This window comes from Jiangella alba (assembly GCF_900106035.1).
GTDB lineage: Bacteria > Actinomycetota > Actinomycetes > Jiangellales > Jiangellaceae > Jiangella > Jiangella alba.
On record NZ_FNUC01000001.1, the window covers coordinates 119,247 to 138,065 of the forward strand.

Annotated in this window: 26 protein-coding genes; 13 read left to right on the top strand and 13 right to left on the bottom strand. The window is 74.4% G+C overall.

Features of this window, described 5'->3' with window-relative positions:
- Positions 1-33: 33 nt before the first annotated feature.
- The 6 genes from BLV02_RS00610 to BLV02_RS00625 are packed head-to-tail and all read right to left on the bottom strand — an operon-like array spanning position 34 to position 2,599.
- Positions 34-1,008 (bottom strand): DUF3800 domain-containing protein, encoded by a 975-nt coding sequence (locus BLV02_RS00610; protein ID WP_069114002.1) that lies wholly within the window; start codon positions 1,006-1,008, stop codon positions 34-36.
- Positions 1,009-1,019: 11 nt separating this feature from the next.
- A complete protein-coding gene (locus BLV02_RS36975; RefSeq protein WP_216094480.1) occupies positions 1,020-1,157 on the bottom strand; it encodes a hypothetical protein in 138 nt (45 codons plus the stop codon).
- On the bottom strand, positions 1,118-1,603 hold the full coding sequence (locus BLV02_RS00615) for an MFS transporter (RefSeq protein ID WP_069114003.1): 486 nt from the start codon (positions 1,601-1,603) through the stop codon (positions 1,118-1,120). The genes BLV02_RS36975 and BLV02_RS00615 overlap by 40 nt, the downstream gene beginning before the upstream one ends.
- Entirely contained in the window at positions 1,597-1,737 is a 141-nt protein-coding gene (locus BLV02_RS36980; RefSeq protein WP_216094485.1) for a hypothetical protein, read from the bottom strand. Before BLV02_RS36980 ends, BLV02_RS00615 begins: the two co-directional genes overlap by 7 nt.
- On the bottom strand, positions 1,734-2,144 hold the full coding sequence (locus BLV02_RS00620; RefSeq protein WP_069114061.1) for a VOC family protein: 411 nt from the start codon (positions 2,142-2,144) through the stop codon (positions 1,734-1,736). Before BLV02_RS00620 ends, BLV02_RS36980 begins: the two co-directional genes overlap by 4 nt.
- 5 nt (positions 2,145-2,149) lie before the next feature.
- Complete coding sequence (locus BLV02_RS00625) at positions 2,150-2,599, bottom strand: helix-turn-helix transcriptional regulator (protein WP_069114004.1); 450 nt, start codon at positions 2,597-2,599, stop codon at positions 2,150-2,152.
- Here BLV02_RS00625 and BLV02_RS00630 point away from each other — a divergent pair.
- On the top strand, positions 2,586-4,238 hold the full coding sequence (locus tag BLV02_RS00630) for an HNH endonuclease signature motif containing protein (protein ID WP_141711779.1): 1,653 nt from the start codon (positions 2,586-2,588) through the stop codon (positions 4,236-4,238). The two genes, BLV02_RS00625 and BLV02_RS00630, sit on opposite strands and share 14 nt — an antisense overlap.
- A gap of 17 nt (positions 4,239-4,255) precedes the next feature.
- Here the strand turns inward: BLV02_RS00630 and BLV02_RS37920 are convergent, their stop codons facing one another.
- On the bottom strand, positions 4,256-6,934 hold the full coding sequence (locus BLV02_RS37920) for a helix-turn-helix transcriptional regulator (RefSeq protein WP_069114006.1): 2,679 nt from the start codon (positions 6,932-6,934) through the stop codon (positions 4,256-4,258).
- A 104-nt stretch (positions 6,935-7,038) separates the two neighbouring features.
- Between BLV02_RS37920 and BLV02_RS00640 the strand changes: the two genes are divergently transcribed.
- The 4 genes from BLV02_RS00640 (at position 7,039) to BLV02_RS00655 (ending at position 9,184) form a co-directional block, all read left to right on the top strand.
- Positions 7,039-7,638 (top strand): dihydrofolate reductase family protein, encoded by a 600-nt coding sequence (locus tag BLV02_RS00640; protein WP_069114007.1) that lies wholly within the window; start codon positions 7,039-7,041, stop codon positions 7,636-7,638.
- A 12-nt stretch (positions 7,639-7,650) separates the two neighbouring features.
- Positions 7,651-7,869 (top strand): PLDc N-terminal domain-containing protein, encoded by a 219-nt coding sequence (locus BLV02_RS00645; RefSeq protein ID WP_069114008.1) that lies wholly within the window; start codon positions 7,651-7,653, stop codon positions 7,867-7,869.
- Positions 7,870-7,955: 86 nt separating this feature from the next.
- Positions 7,956-8,570 (top strand): ClpP family protease, encoded by a 615-nt coding sequence (locus BLV02_RS00650; RefSeq protein ID WP_069114009.1) that lies wholly within the window; start codon positions 7,956-7,958, stop codon positions 8,568-8,570.
- On the top strand, positions 8,567-9,184 hold the full coding sequence (locus BLV02_RS00655; RefSeq protein WP_069114010.1) for a ClpP family protease: 618 nt from the start codon (positions 8,567-8,569) through the stop codon (positions 9,182-9,184). Before BLV02_RS00650 ends, BLV02_RS00655 begins: the two co-directional genes overlap by 4 nt.
- Positions 9,185-9,235: 51 nt before the next feature.
- Here BLV02_RS00655 and BLV02_RS37925 read toward each other — a convergent pair whose 3' ends face one another.
- Positions 9,236-9,607 carry a helix-turn-helix domain-containing protein gene (locus BLV02_RS37925; RefSeq protein WP_069114011.1) on the bottom strand — a complete coding sequence of 124 codons (372 nt, stop codon included), beginning with the start codon at positions 9,605-9,607 and terminating at the stop codon, positions 9,236-9,238.
- A 135-nt stretch (positions 9,608-9,742) separates the two neighbouring features.
- Between BLV02_RS37925 and BLV02_RS00665 the strand changes: the two genes are divergently transcribed.
- From BLV02_RS00665 to BLV02_RS00690, 6 genes are all read left to right on the top strand, one after another.
- On the top strand, positions 9,743-10,060 hold the full coding sequence (locus BLV02_RS00665) for an ArsR/SmtB family transcription factor (protein WP_069114012.1): 318 nt from the start codon (positions 9,743-9,745) through the stop codon (positions 10,058-10,060).
- A complete protein-coding gene (locus BLV02_RS00670; protein WP_069114013.1) occupies positions 10,060-10,329 on the top strand; it encodes a hypothetical protein in 270 nt (89 codons plus the stop codon). The genes BLV02_RS00665 and BLV02_RS00670 overlap by 1 nt, the downstream gene beginning before the upstream one ends.
- 36 nt (positions 10,330-10,365) lie before the next feature.
- On the top strand, positions 10,366-11,178 hold the full coding sequence (locus BLV02_RS00675) for an LLM class flavin-dependent oxidoreductase (RefSeq protein WP_069114014.1): 813 nt from the start codon (positions 10,366-10,368) through the stop codon (positions 11,176-11,178).
- Positions 11,175-12,062: a phosphotransferase gene (locus tag BLV02_RS00680; RefSeq protein WP_216094486.1), complete on the top strand. Its 888-nt coding sequence runs from the start codon at positions 11,175-11,177 to the stop codon at positions 12,060-12,062. The genes BLV02_RS00675 and BLV02_RS00680 overlap by 4 nt, the downstream gene beginning before the upstream one ends.
- A gap of 169 nt (positions 12,063-12,231) precedes the next feature.
- Entirely contained in the window at positions 12,232-12,909 is a 678-nt protein-coding gene (locus BLV02_RS00685; RefSeq protein ID WP_069114015.1) for a hypothetical protein, read from the top strand.
- Positions 12,902-13,285 (top strand): DUF1761 family protein, encoded by a 384-nt coding sequence (locus tag BLV02_RS00690; RefSeq protein WP_069114016.1) that lies wholly within the window; start codon positions 12,902-12,904, stop codon positions 13,283-13,285. Before BLV02_RS00685 ends, BLV02_RS00690 begins: the two co-directional genes overlap by 8 nt.
- Here the strand turns inward: BLV02_RS00690 and BLV02_RS00695 are convergent.
- Entirely contained in the window at positions 13,282-13,566 is a 285-nt protein-coding gene (locus BLV02_RS00695; RefSeq protein WP_069114017.1) for a putative quinol monooxygenase, read from the bottom strand. The genes BLV02_RS00690 and BLV02_RS00695 overlap by 4 nt on opposite strands.
- Positions 13,567-13,681: 115 nt before the next feature.
- Here BLV02_RS00695 and BLV02_RS00700 point away from each other — a divergent pair, with 115 nt between their 5' ends.
- Together BLV02_RS00700 and BLV02_RS00705 are read left to right on the top strand one after the other, a co-directional pair.
- Complete coding sequence (locus BLV02_RS00700; RefSeq protein ID WP_069114018.1) at positions 13,682-14,239, top strand: DUF937 domain-containing protein; 558 nt, start codon at positions 13,682-13,684, stop codon at positions 14,237-14,239.
- A 45-nt stretch (positions 14,240-14,284) separates the two neighbouring features.
- The gene (locus tag BLV02_RS00705; protein ID WP_069114019.1) at positions 14,285-14,731 is read left to right on the top strand and encodes a methylglyoxal synthase; all 447 of its coding nucleotides are present in this window, start codon (positions 14,285-14,287) and stop codon (positions 14,729-14,731) included.
- A 10-nt stretch (positions 14,732-14,741) separates the two neighbouring features.
- Here the strand turns inward: BLV02_RS00705 and BLV02_RS00710 are convergent, their stop codons facing one another.
- Genes BLV02_RS00710 through BLV02_RS00725 form a run of 4 tightly spaced genes read right to left on the bottom strand, consistent with a single transcriptional unit; the run spans position 14,742 to position 18,788 of the window.
- Complete coding sequence (locus BLV02_RS00710; protein WP_069114020.1) at positions 14,742-15,740, bottom strand: hydroxyacid dehydrogenase; 999 nt, start codon at positions 15,738-15,740, stop codon at positions 14,742-14,744.
- On the bottom strand, positions 15,737-16,630 hold the full coding sequence (locus BLV02_RS00715; protein ID WP_083289077.1) for a carbohydrate ABC transporter permease: 894 nt from the start codon (positions 16,628-16,630) through the stop codon (positions 15,737-15,739). Before BLV02_RS00715 ends, BLV02_RS00710 begins: the two co-directional genes overlap by 4 nt.
- Positions 16,627-17,520 carry a carbohydrate ABC transporter permease gene (locus BLV02_RS00720; protein ID WP_069114021.1) on the bottom strand — a complete coding sequence of 298 codons (894 nt, stop codon included), beginning with the start codon at positions 17,518-17,520 and terminating at the stop codon, positions 16,627-16,629. The genes BLV02_RS00715 and BLV02_RS00720 overlap by 4 nt, the downstream gene beginning before the upstream one ends.
- Entirely contained in the window at positions 17,517-18,788 is a 1,272-nt protein-coding gene (locus tag BLV02_RS00725; protein ID WP_069114022.1) for an ABC transporter substrate-binding protein, read from the bottom strand. The genes BLV02_RS00720 and BLV02_RS00725 overlap by 4 nt, the downstream gene beginning before the upstream one ends.
- Between the last annotated feature and the right edge of the window lie 31 nt (positions 18,789-18,819).

Here is an 18,819-nt window from a genome sequence, read left to right on the forward strand (position 1 = left end):
GCGGGACGCTTCCGGGCTGCGCACGCCGCGAGCCTACGGCGCCGGCCGGCCCGTGCGCGACGGGTTTTCCCGGCCGAGCGCCGCCCAGCTCGCGTCGTCGGCCCAGAGGGAGCCGGGGTCGACGTACGGGCGCAGCAGGCCGGCCAGTTCGGGGTCGTGCGCGCCGGCCAGTTCGTCCTCGGCGATGCGCCGGGCCACGCCGGCGAGGAAGTCGGCGACCTGCACGCGCGGCTCGACGATCGAGTCGGCGAAGCGCAGTCCGGCCAGCCGGCCGTTCAGGGTGTCGAGTCCGGCGACCCGCTCCGGCGTCAGGATGCGCTGCTCGTCGTGCAGGACGCGGACCGGCCGGCCGCCGGCGCTCCAGTGCTCGACGACGCGGGCGAAGGCGGGCAGGAGAGGGTCCAGCGACGCGACCGCGCCGGGCCCGCGGTCGAGCGCGTCGCGCAGGTCCGCGGCGCGCTGCCGCCCGGCCAGCAGCGCGGCCACGACGTCACCGGCCGCGTCCGCGTCCGCCCGCAGCGCCGACGCCGCGACGGCGAACGCCGCCGCCGGATCGTCCGGCGCCGGCCGCCGCCCGGCCGCGCGCAGGAGGTCGTTCGACGCCGTCAGGAACGCGGTCCACCGCTCGGTCCCGAACGCGCGCGGCCCGGCCCGGTACAGCGCGGCCGCATCGGTCTCGGAGCCGTCCGCCACCGCCGCCACCACCCGCGTGACCAGCAGGAACGGCTTGTCGACGAGGTAGACGTGGGCGCGGCCGGCGACCGGCCCGTCAGCGCCGAGGAACCATGCCAGCGCGGCCCGGTGCTTGCTGCGCAGCAGGTGGTTGGCCTTGTACTCGACAGCCGGCGAGCGGATGCGGGCGCGCAGCTCGGCCACGCAGGCGGCGGCCGCGGCGGCGTCGACGCGGACGCTGCCGTAGCCGAAGACGTCGGTGTTGCCGCCGGCGAGCCGCTCTCCCTCGGAGCCGGACTCGTCGCAGGCGATCTCGACCGCCGCGGAGCCGTCCATGCGCACCGACCCTAGCGCCGTCCCAGCACGGCGACGGCGGCGATCGGCACCAGCAGCAGCGTCAACGCGCCCGACAGCACGAGGCCGCCGGTGACCCCGGCCAGCTCGATCAGCGGCCCGCCGGCCAGCAGCCCGAGCGGCGCGGCCACCGTCGCGCCAGTGGTCCAGAGCGTGACGACCGGCTGGTGCTCGTCGGACGCACGGTGACGGACAGCGCGATCGGGCACAGCCCCCACAGCGCGACGATCGCGACGAGGAGGTGCCGCTGCGGCAGGTGGCGCAGCTGGTTCACGATGGGGGCGCCGACGAACGCGCCGACGCCCAGCGCGCCCCACAACAGGCCCAGCGCGGACGCCCCCGCGTCCAGCGTCCCGGCGGCGTCGGCCAGCAGCGCCACCCCGGCGCCCGCGGACGCGACGACGATGCCGCCCAGCACCGGCCCGACGACGTACAGCGCGACCGACGTGTTCAGGCCGAGCAGCCCGTTGACGGCGAACCGGCCGTCGTCGACGGCCATCGACGTGGCCAGCAGGCGGCGGCTGCTCGACCCGGCCAGCCGGAACAGCGAGCCCACCAGCAGCCCGCCGATCAGCACCGGCAGCGTTGCACCGGCATCGCCACCAGCAGCATGCCGGTGCCGGCGCCGGCCAGCAGGTCGCCGGCGAGCAACCCGGCCACGCCCGGGTGCCGCAGGACCTCGCGGTAGGACCGGTTGACCGGCCGACTCAACTCGCCTGGTTGATGCGGATGACGTTGCCCGACGGGTCGCGGAACGCGCAGTCGCGCACGCCGTAGGGCTGGTCGGTCGGCTCTTGCAGCACCTCGGCGCCGCTGGCCTGCAGCCGGTCGAAGACGCCGTCGAGGTCGGGGGTGGCCAGCGTGAGCGCGCCGTAGGTGCCCTTGGCGATGAGCTCGAGGATGGTGCGGCGCTCGTCGTCGGTGATGCCCGGGTCGGCGGCCGGCGGGTGCAGGACGACGGACGTGCCCGGCTGGTTCGGCGGCCCGACCGTGAGCCAGCGCATCCCCTCGTAGCCGACGTCCATGCGCAGCTCGAAGCCGAGGACGTCGCGGTAGAACGCGAGCGCGGCGTCGGGGTCGGTCTGCGGCAGGAACGTGTTGTGGATGGTGATGTCCATGGACGTCACGCTAGTTGCGCTGTGTCAGCCGGCGCTTCTCGTTTCCTGATCGGCCGGGTGACTTGCTTCGTGATGCACGACGGCATCTCCGGCGCCGGCTGGGCGGTGCGGGCGCGGTAGGCGCTGGGCGGGACGCCGACCAGCTCGGTGAACCGGGTGCTGAACGTCCCCAGCGACTGGCAGCCGACGGCGAAGCACACCTCGGTGACGCTGAGGTCGCCGCGCCGCAGCAGCATCATCGCCCGCTCGATGCGCCGCGTCATGAGGTACGAGTACGGCGACTCGCCGTAGGCCCGCTTGAACTCGCGGCTGAGGTGACCGGCGGACATGTTCGCGCCCCGGGCCAGCGCCTCGACGTCGAGCGGCTGGGCGTACTCGCGGTCGATGCGGTCGCGGACGCGCCGCAGCCGGGCGAGATCGCGCAGCCGCTGAACGTCGTCCGTGGTGCTGGTCACCCTCAGAATCCTGCCACGCCCGGACGGTGACGGCCAGCGGAGGGCGGCTGCCCGTCGGGCCGAGTTGATCTTGGAAGTGGAGGCGGCTAAGATCATCTACATGTTCGATAAAACGCTGCTGACTGCGCCTTCGCCCGGCGCAGCGGCCGATGCGGTGGACGGCGCGGTGGCCGGCGCGGCGGCGGGCTCCGCGCCGCTACGCGGGCCGTGCGCCGACGCTCCGGCGGGGCCGCTGCTGGCGGCCGCGCTGGCGGCGTTCGATCCCGGCGCGGCCGAGGCCTACGACCTCGTCGAGGCCGCGGCCCGTTGGGCACGGCTGGCCGCCTGGGTCGCCGCGGGCGAGGCCGCCACGCTGGCGGAACTGGCGTCGCACCCGCAGCTGCGGCCCGACGCCGCCGGCTACCGGTCGCTCCATCCGGTCACGAACACAGCGGTGGAAATCGCCGGACGCTGCCAGGTCACCGCCAGGCAGGCCGAGCACCAGGTCGGCCACGCGCTCCAGCTGGTGCACGACTTCCCCGCCACCCATGCGGCCCTGTCAGCGGGGGCCATCGACCTGCGCCGGGCGCGGGTCATCACCGGCGAACTCGGCAGCCAGCACCCCGACGTCCGAGCCCGGGTCGAGGCCGCGGTGCTCCCGGACGCGCCGGGGCTCGACGCGGTCGCGCTGCGCAAGCTGGTCACGCGGCTGCTGCATCAGCTCGCTCCGGCCGAGACCGCCGAACGCCATCAGCAGGCGAGGGACGGCCGCTACGCCGCCGTCACCCCGGCCGCGGAGGGCATGGCCTTCCTCGAGGCGCTCCTGCCGGCCGAAGACGCCACTGCGCTCAGCACCGCGCTGAACGCCGCCGCGGCCGATGCCAAGCGCGCCGATGCCGCCGCCAGTGCACCGGCCCGCACCCACGACCAGCGCCGCGCCGACGCCCTCGCCGAGCTCGCCTGGACGGCCCTCGCCGCCTGCGGCGCCGGTTCCACCGCCCGTGCTGCCGACGACGACCGCGCCGCGTCCCCGGGCGCACGCACCGCCCGCACCGCCAGCGACCGCGCTGCTTCCCCGGACGCACGCACGGCACCCGGCGACGGCGACCGCACCGCTCGCGCCGCCTCCCGCGCCGGCAGGCGGGGCACGGCGCGGCGGCGTCCGGTCGTCGTCCAGGTCACGGTGCCCTTCAGCACGCTGATCGGCCTCGACGACCACCCCGGCGACCTCGACGGCTACGGGCACATCCCCGCGGCCACCGCCCGGGAGCTCGCCGCCGCCGGGGTCTGGACCTGGCTGCGCACCGAGCCCGGCACAGGGCAGCTCCTCGACCACGGCCGCGCCAGGTATCGGCCCACGACGGCGCTCGCCGACTTCATCGTCGCCCGCGACCGCACCTGCCGCGCACCGGGCTGCCACCGGTCCGCACGCGCCTGCGACATCGACCACGCCGTGCCGTTCGAGACCGGCGGGCCCACCAGCCCAGCCAACTGCCACGCCCTGTGCACCACTCACCACCTGCTCAAACACCGTGGCGGCTGGTCGGTCACCCGGCATCGCGACGGGTCCACCCGATGGCGCAGCCCGACCGGGCACCACTACGTCCGCGCACCGGAACGCATCGGCGCGGCCACCAGATCCGCGGCGCCATCGGGGTGACGCCTGCCCGGCGAGCCTCACCGGGGCTCGTCGCGCGGCAGGGCGGCGAGCTCGGTCCGGTTCGCGACCTGCAGCTTCGCGTACACGTGCGCCAGGTGGGTCTTGACGGTGCCGCGGCTCATGAACAGCCGCGCGCCGATCTCCGGGTTGGACAGCCCCTGGACGGCGAGGTCGACGACCGAGCGTTCGGCGGGCGTGAGGCTGGCCCAGCCGTGGTCCGGACGGCGGCGCGGGCCGCGGGCGCGCATCGCGTAGGCGACGGCGTCGGCGAGCGGCAGCGCGCGGCCCTGCTCGACCGAGGACGGGTCGACGGCGGGCGGGTCGACGGCGGACGGGTCCACCGCGACCGCCGGTCCGCCGGGCAGCCCCGCCGTCTCTCTCGCCCGCTCGGCCGCGCCGGCCAGCACCCCGGCCGCGTCGGCGGCTCCCCGCGCGGCCAGCAGCGCCGCCAGCGCGCCGAGGCTGTCGATGCAGCCGAGGACGAGGTCGTGGTCGGCGCGCAGCCGCAGCGCCTCGTGCTGCAGCCGCAGCGCATCATCGCCCGCCAGCAGCGCTTGCTCGGCGAGCAGGTCGGCCCGGATCCGCGGCCGGTCGCGCACGGCGTCGTCGGCGGCCAGTCCGGTCAGCACGTCGGACGCCGCGGACACCGAACCCGCGGCCCGCAGCGCCGCCGCCAGCACCAGCCGGCTCTCCGGCAGCAACAGCGCCTCCCGCGGCTCGGGCAGCCAACGCAGTTCGCGGCGGCTCCACTCGACGGCGTCGGCGGGCCGGCCCTGCCGCAGCGCGACGAGCGCGTGCGCACGCTCCCAGCCGGGCAGGTACGGCGGCGGCTCGGCGCCGGCGGCGATCTCGTCGACCGGCGCCAGGACGGCGGCCGCGTCGTCCGGGCGGCCCTGAAGGGTACGCAGCTCGGCCAGCCTGGTGGCGGCGATGGCGATGCGGTGGACGTCGTGCAGCGGCCGGGCGGTCTCGACGGCGCGCTCGGCCAGCTCGGCGGCCCGGGTGACGTCGCCGAGCTGGGCGGTGGCGGCGGCCAGCCAGCTCAGCGCCGACGACGCCGTGGCGCGGTCGCCGCGGGCGAGCAGCCCGGCGACCGCCGGTTCGAGCTCGGCGACGGCGTCGCGGTGCTGGTCGCGGAGCAGGTGGACGAGGCCGATCAGCGCCTGCGACGCGTCGGCGACGAACCCGGCGCCGGCCGCCCGCGCGTCGTCGCGAGCGCGGACCGCCTCGGCCCGGGCCCGGCCGAGGTCGCTGCCGACCCAGCCGATCGCCACCAGCGACCGCGCCAGCGCCGCCGTCTCCGGGTCGGCGGGCAGCTCCAGCGCCTCGTGCGCCGCGCGGTACCCGTCGCCGCCCGGCACGGCGGTGTCGGCGACCACCGCGAGCGCCGTCAGCACCCGCGCCTGCAGCGGCGTCCGCTCACCGGTCTCGCGCCCGGCCCCGCGCCCGGCTCCGCGCTCGGCGGCGCGCCGCAGCAGCGTCAGCCCTTCGGCGCCGCGCGACTCCAGGTGCCACAGCCACGCCAGCCCGGCCGCCAGCCGCCGCCCGGCGGTCGCGTCGTCGCGGCTCAGTCCCCACTCGGCGGCCGCGCGCAGGTTCGGGTACTCGGCGCCGGCGGCTGCGCGCCAGGCGTCGCGATCGGTCTCCAGCAGCGGCGCCAGCGCGTCCACCCGGTCCAGGCACCAGGAGAGGTGCCGGTCGCTGACGGCAGCCGTCTCGCCCGCCTCGTCCAGCCGGGCCCGCGCGTACGTGCGGACGACGCCGAGCAGGCGGTACCGCGCCACCGGCCCGGTCGCGTCGGCGACCACCAGCGAGGTGTCGATCAGCCCGCGCAGCGCCTTCAGCGCCACCGGCGCGGGCAGCCCGGCCACGGCGACGACGGCGTCGGCGGCGAACCCCGGCTCGAACACGGCCAGCCGCCGGAACAGCACCCGTTCGTCGTCGTCGAGCAGCGAGTGGCTCCACCGCATCGACGCCTCGAGCGTGCGCTGCCGGAACGCCGCCGTCCGGGCGCCGCCGTCGAGCAGCGCGTACGGGTCGGACAGCGAGTCGGCGATCTGCGCCGGGGTCAGCGTGCCGGCCCAGCCGGCCGCCAGCTCCAGCGCGAGCGGCAGCCGGTCCAGCCGGTCGCAGACCCGGCGCGCGCCCGCCACGGCCGCGGGGTCGCCGGTCGCGCCGGCGCGGTCGAGGAACAGCTCCAGCGCGTCGGCCAGCTCCAGCGGCGGCACCCGGTGCACCCGCTCCCCCTCGAGGCCGAGCGACGCCCGTCCGGTGGCCAGCAGCGCGACCTCCGGGCAGCGCGCCAGCACCGCCGCAGCCAGCGCGGCGACCGAGGCGGCGACGTGCTCGCAGTTGTCCAGCGCCAGCAGCAGCCGCCGTCCGCGCAGCGCGTACGCCAGCGCCCCCGCGCGGTCCGGCCCGTCCGGCAACGCCAGGTCCAGCCGGTCCGCCACCCGCGCGACCACGCCGTCGCCGGCGCCGTCCGCCACGTCCTCCAGCCCGGCCCACACGACCTCCGGCCAGTCGCCGGCGAGGTCGCGGCAGACGCGGACCGCCAGCCGGGTCTTCCCGCAGCCGCCCGGCCCGGCCAGCGTGAGCAGCCGGCCCGCGCGGACCTCGGCAGCGACGGTGGCCAGTTCACCGTGCCGGCCGACGAACGACGACAGCTCGAGCGGCAGGTGGGCGACGTCGGACATCACCCAGGAGTGTCGCATCAGATCGGCCAGGTGGCAGATGTTCCGCGCTCCCAACGGCGACAGGATCGATCCGTCAGCCCGACACCGAACCGGAGGAACCGATCATGACCGAGACCAGCACCCGCCGCGTCGTCGCCAACCTGTCGCTCTCGCTGGACGGCCGCTACTACGGCCCCGGCGGCGAGCACGACATGAGCTGGGTGGCGCCGCACGCACTCACCGACTCGCAGCGCGACCAGTCGGTCCGGATGACCACCACCGCCACCACGATCCTGCTCGGCCGGAAGAACTACCAGGGCTTCGGCGGCTTCTGGCCGTCCGTCGCGCGGGACGAGAACGCCGAGCCGCGCGACCGCGCGCTGGCCCGCTGGCTGGACGACGTCGAGAAGGTGGTGTTCTCGACGACCCTGACCGAGACGCCCTGGCAGAACTCCCGGCTGGCCCAGCACGACCCCGTCACGGAGGTACGCGCACTTCGCACGCGGCCCGGCGGCGACATCGTCATCCAGAACAGCGTGAGCCTCATCCGCACGCTGCTCGACGCCGGCGAGGTGGACCGGCTGACGCTGAACCTCTGCCCCGAGCTGGTCGGCGGCGGCGCCCGGCTGTTCGAGGACGGCGTACCGCGCAGCTCGTGGTCGCTGGCCGACCTGGCGACGTCGGAGTCCGGCGCCATCTACCTCACCTACGACCGCCTGCGCTGATAGCGTCGAGGCATGACCTCGACCCGGCGGTGGAGCGACCTCTCCACCGCGCAGCGCACCGCCATCGTCGCCCTGGGCGCCGCCGAACTGGTGCTCACGGCGGCCGCGGCGGCCGACCTCGCGCGCCGTCCGTCCGCCCAGGTCCGTGGGCCGAAGGCGCTGTGGTGGCCGGCACTGGCCGTGCAGCCCACCGGCCCGGTCGCGTACCTCGTCTGGGGCCGCCGCGGCTGATCCCGGCCGCCGCCTCTGCTGCCAGCAGATTCTGTTGGAGCAGCACTCCCGCCCGGCGAATGATCGAGGGCAGAAGGGAGACACACATGACGAACGCGGGACCGCTCACCGGAACACTGGACGACCAGCTCGCCACCCGGCTGCTGCACCAACGGATCATCGTCCTGGGCACCGAGGTCGACGACCCCATCGCCAACCGGCTGTGCGCGCAACTGCTGCTGTTGTCCGCGGAGGACCCGCGCAGCGACATCAGCCTCTACATCAACTCCCCCGGCGGCTCGGTCAGCGCCGGGCTGGCGATCTACGACACGATGCGGCTGATCCCGAACGACGTCAGCACGCTGGCCATGGGGCTGGCGGCGAGCATGGGCCAGTTCCTGCTCACCGCCGGCACCCCGGGCAAGCGGTTCAGCCTGCCGCACGCGCAGGTGCTCATGCACCAGGGCTCGGCCGGGTTCGGCGGCACGGCGGCGGACATCGAGATCTACTCGCAGCAGCTGGCCTACACGTCGACGCTGATGACGAGGCTGACGGCGGAGCACACCGGCCAGACGCCGGAACGCATCGAGGCCGACAGCCAGCGCGACCGCTGGTACACCGCCGACGAGGCGCTGGCCTACGGCTTCATCGACCACGTCGTCGAGCGCATGGACGACGTCCGGCCGGCGTCCGGGCGCCCGGTCGTGGGGGTGGGCGCATGAGCCAGTACACGATCCCGACGGTGATCGAGAAGACGCCGACGGGCGAGCGCGCCTTCGACATCTACTCGCGGCTGCTGAACGAGCGCATCGTCTTCATCGGCACGCCCATCGACGACGGCGTCGCCAACGTCGTCATGGCCCAGCTGCTGCACCTCGAGTCGGTCAGCGCGGAGCTGGAGATCGGGCTGTACATCAACTCCCCCGGCGGGACGTACAGCGCGCTGACCGCGATCTACGACACCATGCAGTTCGTGACGCCGCCGGTCTCGACCACCTGCATGGGCCAGGCGTCGGAGACCGCGGCGGTGCTGCTGGCCGCCGGCGCGCCCGGGCGGCGGTTCGTGCTGCCGCACGCGAAGGTCATGCTGCACCAGCCGTCCAGCCAGGCCCGCGGCACCCTGCCCGACCTCGCCGTGCAGGCCAAGGAGGTGGCGAAGGTGCGCTCCGAGATGGACGCGGTGCTCAGCCGGCACACCGGCCACCCGGTGGAGAAGATCCGCGCCGACACCGACCGCCACAAGACGTTCGACGCGGCCGAGGCGGTCGCCTACGGCCTGGCCGACCGGATCATCGACAGCCGGAAGGCGGTGCCGGCCGGCGCGACGTACGGCTGAGGCTGAGGGCACACCCGACGCGCCCGGCTGCTCACGCGGCCGGGCGCGTTCTCACGCCGCGAGCAGGAGGACGTCGCCGCCCCGGCCGGCCGACGGACGGCGGACGGGGTCGCGGCGGCGCAGCGCGCGGACGGTGTCGAGCCGGATGACTGTGGCGCGGTGCTCGACGAGGTCGTGCCGGACGGCGCCGAGCAGGTCGGACAGCTCGAGGCCGAGCGCGTCGCAGACCGCGGCGAGCACCTCGGACGAGCCCTCCTTGCGGCCGCGTTCGAGCTCGGACAGGTAGGGCATCGAGACCTTGGCGTCGGACGCGACGTCGGCCAGCGTGCGGCCCTGCTCCTGCCGCGTGCGCCGCAGGACGTCACCGACCATCGTGCGCAGCAGCGGCGTCGGCCGCTCCTCGTGTTCCTCCGGGCCGCTCATGACGCCACGCTAACCGCGCCGACCCCGGTTCCGGGAGTCCGGTTCGCCGCCGGCGAAAGCCCTCTTGCGCCCAGGCCCCGTTTCAGCGTAGCGTGACACCTGTCAGCATTTTCTTACACCTGTCGGAGGGTTCTGATGGCAGACGCGCCGAGCGGCGACCAGCTGGTCGAGATGCTCGCCGCGCTCGCCAACCCCATCCGGCTGCGCATCGTCGCGACGCTGGCCGGCGGGCGCGACTACGTCAGCCACCTGGCCCGCGAGATCGGCGTCAGCCGCCCGCTGCTGCACATGCACCTGCAGAAGCTCGAGGCGGCCGGGCTGGTCGCCGGCCGGCTGGAGCTGTCCGACGACGGCAAGGCGATGAAGTTCTACGAGGTCACCGCCTTCGACCTGCACCTCACCCCCGCGGCGCTGGCCGCCGCGGCCCAGACCCTCACTTCCAAGGAGTCCTGATGGACGACATCACCTGGCCGGCGGCGATGATCTTCCTGGGCGTGGTCGCCCTGGTGATCTTCCTCGTCGGCGCGTCGATGGCGACGTTCCTCGAGATGCGCAAGACCCGGCTGGTCGCCGCCCAGGAGGACCAGCTGCGCCAGCTGGTGGGCCGATACGAGCAGCTCGCCGAGACCTCCCTCGACGCCCAGCAGCGCACCGCCTCCGACGTCGCGGAGCTGCGCTCGCGCACCACCTCGATCGAGCAGATCCTGCGCACCGTGGAATGACCTCGCGACGGCGGCGGCGACCGCTACGGTGTCCCGATGACGCTGCGCTCGGGCCTGTGGCTGCCGCTGTTCGACGAGCTGTCCGACCCCGCCGTCGTGGTGCGGCTGGCGGCCGAGGCCGAGGAAGCCGGCTGGGACGGCCTGTTCGTCTGGGACCACCTGCGCTGGCGTGCACCGGTGCGCGCGGCGGCCGACCCGTGGATCACGCTCGCCGCCGCGGCGGCGGTGACCGAGCGGCTGCGGTTCGGGCCGATGGTGACGCCGCTGGCCCGCCGCCGGCCGGCCAAGCTGGCCCGCGAGACCGCGTCGCTGGACCGGCTCTCCGGCGGCCGGCTGATCCTCGGCGCCGGACTGGGCAGCGACCGGTTCGGCGAGGAGTTCTCCCGCACCGGCGAAGAGCTCGACGACCGCGTCCGGGCGGCCATGCTGGACGAGTCGCTGGCCGTGCTGCGCGCCGCCTGGTCCGGCGCGCCCGTACGGCACCGCGGCGAGCACTACGTCGTCGACGACATCGCGTTCGAGCCGCCGCCCAGCGGCATTCCGGTGTGGATCGCCGGGTTCCCCGGCAACACCGCGCCGCTGCGCCGGGCCGCACGCCACGACGGCTTCTTCCCGGTCAACCTCGACCACCCGGACCAGCTCGCGGAGGCCGTCGGGACGGTCCGGCGGCTGCGCGCCGAGGCCGGTGCGGACGGGCCGTACGACGTCGCCGTCGGGCTGCCGGCCGACGCCGACCTCGCCGCGTACGAGGCGGCCGGCGCCACGTGGTGGCTGACCGACTTCGACCCGCACACCATCACCGTCGACGAGGTGCGCGGGGTGCTGCGCGCCGGGCCGGTGCGGGCGTGACGCCGCGCATGCACGCCGGCCAGGTGGCGATCGACGTCGCGCTGGTGCGCCGCCTGGTCGACGCGCAGTTCCCGCGGTGGGCCGGGCTGCCGCTGTTCCCCGTCCGGTCGGCGGGGACGGTGAACGCGATCTACCGGCTCGGCGACGAGCACGCGGTGCGGCTGCCGCTGCTGCCGTCGTCGACCGCGGACCTCGAGGCCGAGCTGGAGTGGTTGCCGCGGCTGGCCACCGCCGGGCTGCCGCTGGCGATACCGGAGCCGGTCGTGACCGGCGCGCCGGTCGAGGAGTTCCCGCTCGTCTGGGCGGTGTACCGGTGGATCGACGGCGTGCCGGTGGCGCCCGGCGGCCCGGTGGACGACGTCGGAGCGGCGGCGCGGCTGGCCGGGTTCGTCCGGGCGCTGCGCTCGGTGCCCGTGAACGGCGTGCCGGACGGGCGCGGGGTGCGCCCGCTCGCCGATGACGACGACGCCGTGCGGTCCGCCGTCGCGACGCTGCTCGACCCCGGCCGCGCGGCCGCCGCGATCGCCGTTTGGGAGGCCGCGCTGGCCGCCGAGACGTGGGACGGCGAGCGGGTCTGGGTGCACGGCGACCTGCTGCCGGTGAACCTGCTGGCGTCCGGCGGCGCGCTGTCCGCGGTGCTCGACTTCGGTGCCGCCGGGGCCGGCGACGGCGCGTACGACCTGCTGCCCGCGTGGTGCGTGTTCAGCGGCGCGGCCCGCGACGCGTTCCGCGCCGAGCTCGGTCCCGACGACGACGCGTGGGCGCGGGCCCGCGGCTACGCGCTGGTCAAGGGGCTGATGGCGGCGCCGTACTACCGCGAGACCAACCCGGCGTTCGCCGCGCTCGCCCAGCGGCTCATCGACGCCTCGCTCGCGTGGGTGTAGGTTGACGTCGTGGCGCCGTCCCGCGCCCAACCCTCGGTTCCGGTGCTCACGCCACCGGCGGTAGCGAGGGCAAAGGGGGCTCGAGTCCTCGGGATGCCGGTTCGGTGTGTCCTTTCCGGCGGACGTCGCGAGCGTGAGTCGCGTCGGGCCGCCGACGAGAGGAACACCGATGACCAGGCAACGATCCTTCAAGCAGCTCGTCCGCTCGCGCATGGCCAAGACCGGCGAGAGCTACACCGCGGCGCGGGCCGTCCTGCTGGCCGGAGCGGGTGACGCCTCCGCCGCGAAGCCCGTCCTCGCCACGTCCGACGAGACCATCCGCGAGCGCACCGGCCGCGGCTGGGAAGAGTGGTTCGACCTGCTCGACGAGTGGGGCGCCGCCGAGAAGCCGCACCGCGAGACCGCCCGCTGGGTCGCCGACCAGCTCGGCGTCGTGCCGCTGGCGTGGAACGCGCAGGCCGTCGTCGGCAGCTACGAGCGGGCCCGGCTCGGCCGCGCCGTCGGGCAGCACGACGACGGCTTCACCGTCAGCGTCTCGCGCACCGTCGCGGTCAGCGCCGAACGCCTCTACGACGCCGTCGTCGACCCGTCGCAGCGGGCGGCCTGGCTGCCGGACGCCAAGCTGACCGAGCGCACCGCGACCCGCCCCGCGTCCGCGCGGTTCGACTGGGACGGCGGCCCGTCGCGCGTGCACCTCGTCTTCGACGTCCGCGACGCCGGCCGCACCCGCGTCACCGTCTCGCACGTCCGGCTGGCCGACGCCGACGCCGCGGCGGCGACGAAGGCGTTCTGGCGCGAGCGGCTCGACGGCCTCAAGGCCGGGCTGGAGGGCGGTTCCGATGCCTGACGTGTCCCTCGCCGCCGTCGCGCTCGGTGGCGTCGCGGCGTTCCTGCTGGGGTTCGTCTACTACGGCGTGGTGGGCGCGCCGGCCGCCGCCGGAGGTCCGCCGCCGCGTCGGGCGGCCTGGCAGCTGCCGGTCGTCGAGGTGGCCCGCGCCCTCGTGCTGGCCGCCGTCGTCGTCGGCGTGGCGTCCGCCGCGGACGTCACCTCGGCGGGCGGCGGGCTGCTGCTCGGCCTGGCGCTGTGGATCGGGTTCCCGCTGGTGCTGTGGACCGGCGCCATGTTCCACGACGGCGTGCCGTGGCGCACCGCCGCCGTCCACGGCGGCGACTGGCTGCTGAAGCTGCTGGCGATCGGGCTGGTGGCGGGGCTGGCCGCCTAGAGCCGGGTCTCGTCGCTCGCGGTGAACTCGCGGACGTCGGCGCCGGTGAGGAGCGCGACCTGCTCGTCGCCGGCGCCGTCGCCGCGGAACGCGTCCAGCGCCGCGCGCGACGCCCAGCGCTCGAACACGTTGATCCGCTCAGGGTCGACGACGTCGGCCGACAGCGCGTAGTCGAGGCAGCCCTCGGCAGCCCGGGCCAGCTCGACGACGGCGACGCAGGTGGCGAGGTAGGCCTCGCGGTCGGCCGCGGCGACGCGCAGGTGACCGGCGACGATGATCACGGTTCCTCCAGGTTGGGCGGACTCCGACGATACGCGGGCCCGAACCGGTCGCGGGCGGGACGGCGCGGCGGCATACTCGTCGCAGACTCGCGACTCCTCGACCGAGAGGCACACCATGGACATCGACGACCTGCTGGCCCAGCTCCCGATCGACCAGATCGCGGCCTCGCTCGGTGTCGACGAGGACACCGCCGAGCAGGCGACCCGGCAGGCGCTGCCGGCGCTGATCGGCGGCATGCAGGCCAACGCGCAGGACGCCGACGGCGCCGCGTCGCTGGCCAAGGCCCTCGACGACCACGACGACGACCTCGTCGGCGGCGGCGTCGACCTCGGCCGCGTCAACACCGACGACGGCGAGAAGATCGTCAGCAACGTCTTCGGCGGCAACCGCGACCAGGTCGTCAACCAGCTGGCCGGGTTCAACAGCAAGGGCGGCGGCTCCGACCTCATCGGCAAGCTGCTGCCGATGCTCGCGCCCATCGTGCTGTCCTACCTCGCCGGCAAGGTCAAGAGCGGCGGCAGCGCGGCCCCGTCCCAGCAGGCGTCGTCCGGCGGCGGGCTGGCCGACATCCTGGGCGGCCTGCTCGGCGGTGGCGGCGGCTCCGGTTCCGGCGGCGGCCTCGGCGACCTCCTCGGTTCCCTCGGCGGCCTGCTCGGCGGCGGCAAGCGCTGACACCGTCGTAACGACGACGTCACGAGCCCGGCCGAGACTGGCCGGGTGAGTGGAGCACGAAGAGACATCGCCCTCGTGGCGCACGACAACAAGAAGGTCGAGCTGCTGAGCTGGGCCGCGTTCAACCGCGACACGCTGGCCCGGCATCAGCTGTACGCGACCGGCACCACCGGCACCATGCTCGCGTACGAGCTGGGCCTGCCGGTCACCCGGTTCCTGTCCGGCCCGGTCGGCGGCGACCAGCAGATCGGCGCGAAGATCGCCGAGGGCGTCATCGACCTGCTGATCTTCTTCTGGGATCCGCTCGAGCCGCAGCCGCACGACCCGGACGTCCGGGCGCTGCTGCGGCTCGCGGCGGTCTGGAACATCGGCGTGGCCTGCAACGTCATGAGCGCCGACCTGATGATCTCGTCGCCGCTGCTGTCCGGGTTCTACCAGCGGGCCCGGCCCGACTTCGGCGACCGCGACTGGCAGGCGGCGAAGGCCGGCTGACGCCGGCGGTTCACCCCAGCCGGGCCAGCTGGTCGCTGGTGACCTCGTGCTGCAGCGGCTCACCACCGAGGAACCGGCCGATCTCCGCCGCCACCAGCCGCCCGCCACGCGCCCGCGCCTCGACCGTCCCGCCCGCCTCGTGCGGCGTGAGCAGCACGTTCGGCAGCGACCGCAACGGATGCCCCACCGGCAGCGGCTGCTCGTCGAACACGTCGATCGCCGCGTCGAGACGCCCGGACCGCAGCTCCGCCAGCAGCGCGTCGCCGTCGACCAGGGCGGCGCGTGCGGTGTTGACCAGCAGCGCGCCGTCGGGCAGCAGGGCCAGCTCGCGGGCGCCGATCATCCGCCGCGTCTCCGGCAGCACCGGCGCGTGCAGCGCCAGCACCCGCGAGCCGCGCAGGACGTCGTCCAGGCCGGCGACGCGCACGCCCAGCGAGGCGGCCTCCGACGCGGAGAGGTACGGGTCGGCGACGGTGACCACTCCCCCGAGCGACCGCACCAGCTCGATGTAGGCCCGCCCGGTCCGCGAAGCCCCGACGACGCCGACGGCGCTGCCGGCCAGCTCGTGCCGCGGCGGCGCCACCTTGGCCTGCGTCCACGGCGTGCCCGAGCGAAGGGCAGAGTCGAACCGGTGTACTCGATGCAGTAGGGCAAGTGTCAGGGCAACCGCCTGCTCGCCGACGGCGCGGGCCATCGCGGCGCCGGCCTGGGTGACGCGCACACCCCGCTCGAACGCGTCGAGCCCCACGTACGGCTTCACCGACGCGCCGGTGTGCGCGACCAGCCGCAGCGACGGGGAGGCCGCCAGCACCGCCCCGGTGACGGCCGCGCACGGCCAGCTGGTCACCAGCACGTCCGCCGGCCCGGCCAGCTCGGCCAGCACCTCCGGTGCGCCGAGGTCGGCGCCGTCGGCCGCCACCCGCGGCTCCCCCAGCCCGCTGAGCGCGTCGTCCGGGAAGAACAACGCCCGCAGGTCCGCGGGCACCGCCACGGCGACGACCGGGCTCACCCCTTCACCCCGGTCATCGTGACGCCCTCGGTGAAGTAGCGCTGCCCGACCAGGTAGGCCATGAAGATCGGCACGAACGCCACCACCGACCCGGCCAGCACGACGTTCAGCGGCGCGTTCTCCGCGTTCAGTGACGCCAGCCCGGTCGTCAGTGTCCGCATGTCACTGCTCTGCCCGACGATCAGCGGCCAGAGGAAGTCGTTCCAGTGCCACAGGAACACGAACACGCCGAGCGTCGCCAGGATCGGTTTGATCAGCGGCAGCACCATCGTCGTGTACATCCGCCACTCCGAGCAGCCGTCCAGCATGGCCGCCTCGAACAGCTCGTCCGGCAGCGACCTGATGAACTGCCGCATGAGGAAGACGGCCTGCGCGTTGGCCAGCGTGGGCAGGATCAGCCCCCAGTAGGTGTTCACGCCGCCGGCCTCGGAGATGACGATGAAACTGGGGATCAGCGTCACGTGGTACGGGACCATGATCATCGCGATGAACGACCAGAACATCACCTCCTTGCCGGGGAACCGCTTGCGCGCGAACGCGTACCCGGCCAGCGACGCGAGGAACAGCACCGCGACCACCGACACGATCGAGTAGACGGCCGTGTTCAGCGTCCAGCGCAGCACCGACTCCGCGCCGAGCACCCGCTCGTACGCCTCGGTGGAGATCGGCCACGGCAGCAGGCTGTCCGGCATGACGATCGCGCCGGCCGGCTTCAGCGACAGCACGACCATCGCGTAGAACGGGAACAGCGTCACGACGGCGGCGAGGAACAGCAGCACCGCGCGTACCGCCCGGCCGCCGCGGCTGGGCTCCAGCGCCCGGTACGGCCGCCGTCCGGACGGGATGACAGGTTCGGTGTCCACCGCCGCCGGGGTGCTCAGCGCGGTCATCGGTCCCTCCCCAGGGTCAGCCGCTGGATCAGCGCGACCACCAGCGTCATGACGAACAGCGCCAGCCCGATCGCGCTCGCGTACCCGAAGTCGAAGTAGCGGAACGCCTGGTCGTAGAGCTGGAACACGAGCATGTAGCTGGACTGCGCCGGCCCGCCGCCGGTCATCACGTACACGGTGTCGAAGACCTGGAACGACATCGTCGTCTCGATGACGGCGAGGAAGAACAGCGCCGGCTTCAGCTCCGGCAGCACGATGTGCCGGAACCGGTGCCAGGGGCCGGCGCCGTCCGTCAGCGCCGCCTCCTCCAGCTCGCGCGGGATGTCCTGCAGCCGCGCCAGCAGGATCAGCATGCCGAAACCGAACCGCGTCCACACCGCGACGATCACCAGCGCCGGCACCACCAGCGTCGTGTCCGACAGCCAGGACCCGTCCGGCAGGCCGACGGCGCCGAGGAGCGACGACCACGGCCCGCCCGCGGAGAAGATCCAGGTGAAGACGATGCCGGCGAGCACCAGGCTGGTCACGACCGGCAGGAAGAAGATCGACCGGAACAGCCGGGAGCCGCGGAACGAGCGGCGCACCAGCAGCGCCATGCCGAGTGCGGCCAGGATCGACAGCGGCACCGCGAGCACCGAGTAGACCAGGGTCGTGCGCAGCGCCCGCCAGAACAGCGGGTCGTCGACCATCCGGCGCAGGTTCTCCAGGCCGGTCCAGCTGGTCTCCGCGCCGATCGTGTAGTCGGTGAACGCGAGCACGCCGCCCGCGATCGCCGGCCCGAACCGGAACGCGAGGAAGAACAGGAAGACCGGCAGGACGAACAGCAGCCCGACGCGGGCCTCCCGCCGGCGCGAGGACCGGCGGGAGGCGACCGCGATGTCGGTCGTCATCCGAGGAGCGCGTTCGCCGCGTCGGCGGCGTCGTCCAGGGCCTGCTGCGGGTCCTTGTCGCCGACGAGGACCGCCTGGATCTCCGGCGCCAGGACGCCCATGACCTCACGCGCGTGCTCGTTCAGCGGGCCGACGGTGGTGAGCCCGGCGTACTGCTCCAGCTCGCCCAGGATCGGGTCGCCGTCGTAGAGCGTGCCGACGGACTCCTTCGTCGAGAAGAACCGGCCGGCCGTGTCGTACTCGGCGGCCCGCTCGGCGGACGTGACGAAGTCGATCCAGGCGCCCGCGGCGTCCTTGTTCTCCGACGTGCGCAGCATCGACAGCGAGCCGACGGTGCCGTACTGGATCTGCTCGGCGTCCTTCAGCGGCGGCCGGACGACGACGTTCTCGGCGCCCCAGAAGTCGACCAGGTACTGCGGCTCCATGTCCCAGATGCAGGCGACCTGGTTCTGCGCGATGCGGGTCTGCTCCAGCGGCGGCTCGGTCGTCAGCGCGGCCGAGTCGACGAAGCCGTCCTCGACCAGCTGCTGGACGAACTCCAGCGCGTGCACGCCCTCCTCGCTGTTGAACGCGACCTCGCTGCCGTCGTCGGTGAAGACGTCGCCGCCGGCCTGCCAGAGCAACGGGTAGAACGACAGGTTCAGCGAGTTGGCGACGTCGCCCCGGTAGGCGGTCATGTCGTAGCCGGCCGCCTGGAACGCCGGCGCCATCGCCAGCAGGTCGTCCCACGTCTCCGGGTACTCCGTCTGCCCGACGGCGTCGAAGACCTGCTTGTTGCAGACCAGCGCGAGGACGCTCTGAAGGATCGGCGCGCCCATCATCTGCCCGTCGATGCTGACCGAGTCGACGACGTTCTGCCGGTAGTCGGCCTTCTCGTCCTCGCTCAGGTAGTCGTCGATCGGCTCGATGTTGCGCGCGTACGCCGGCAGCTGGTCCGGGATCAGGTAGACGACGTCCGGCGCGCTGTTGCCGGCGATCGCCGTCGTCAGCGCCTGGTCGCGGTCGGCCCACGGGAAGATCTCGACCGTGACGTCGACGTCCGGGTACTCCGCGTTGAAAGCCGCGATGGTGTCGTCCCAGAACGCGCGGTGGGTGGGCTCGTCGGCGATCGCCGGGTAGGTCCACATGGTGACCTCGCCCTCGACGGCGCCGCCGCTGCCGCCGTCGCCGCCGGTGGTGCCGGTGTCGTCGTCGCCGCCGCAGGCGGTGGCGAGCAGGCCGATGCCCAGGGCGAGCACGGCCGCGGTCGAAGCGTTGCGGGTGCGCATCTCTGCGTCTCCTTCTCTGTCGTGGTGGGGT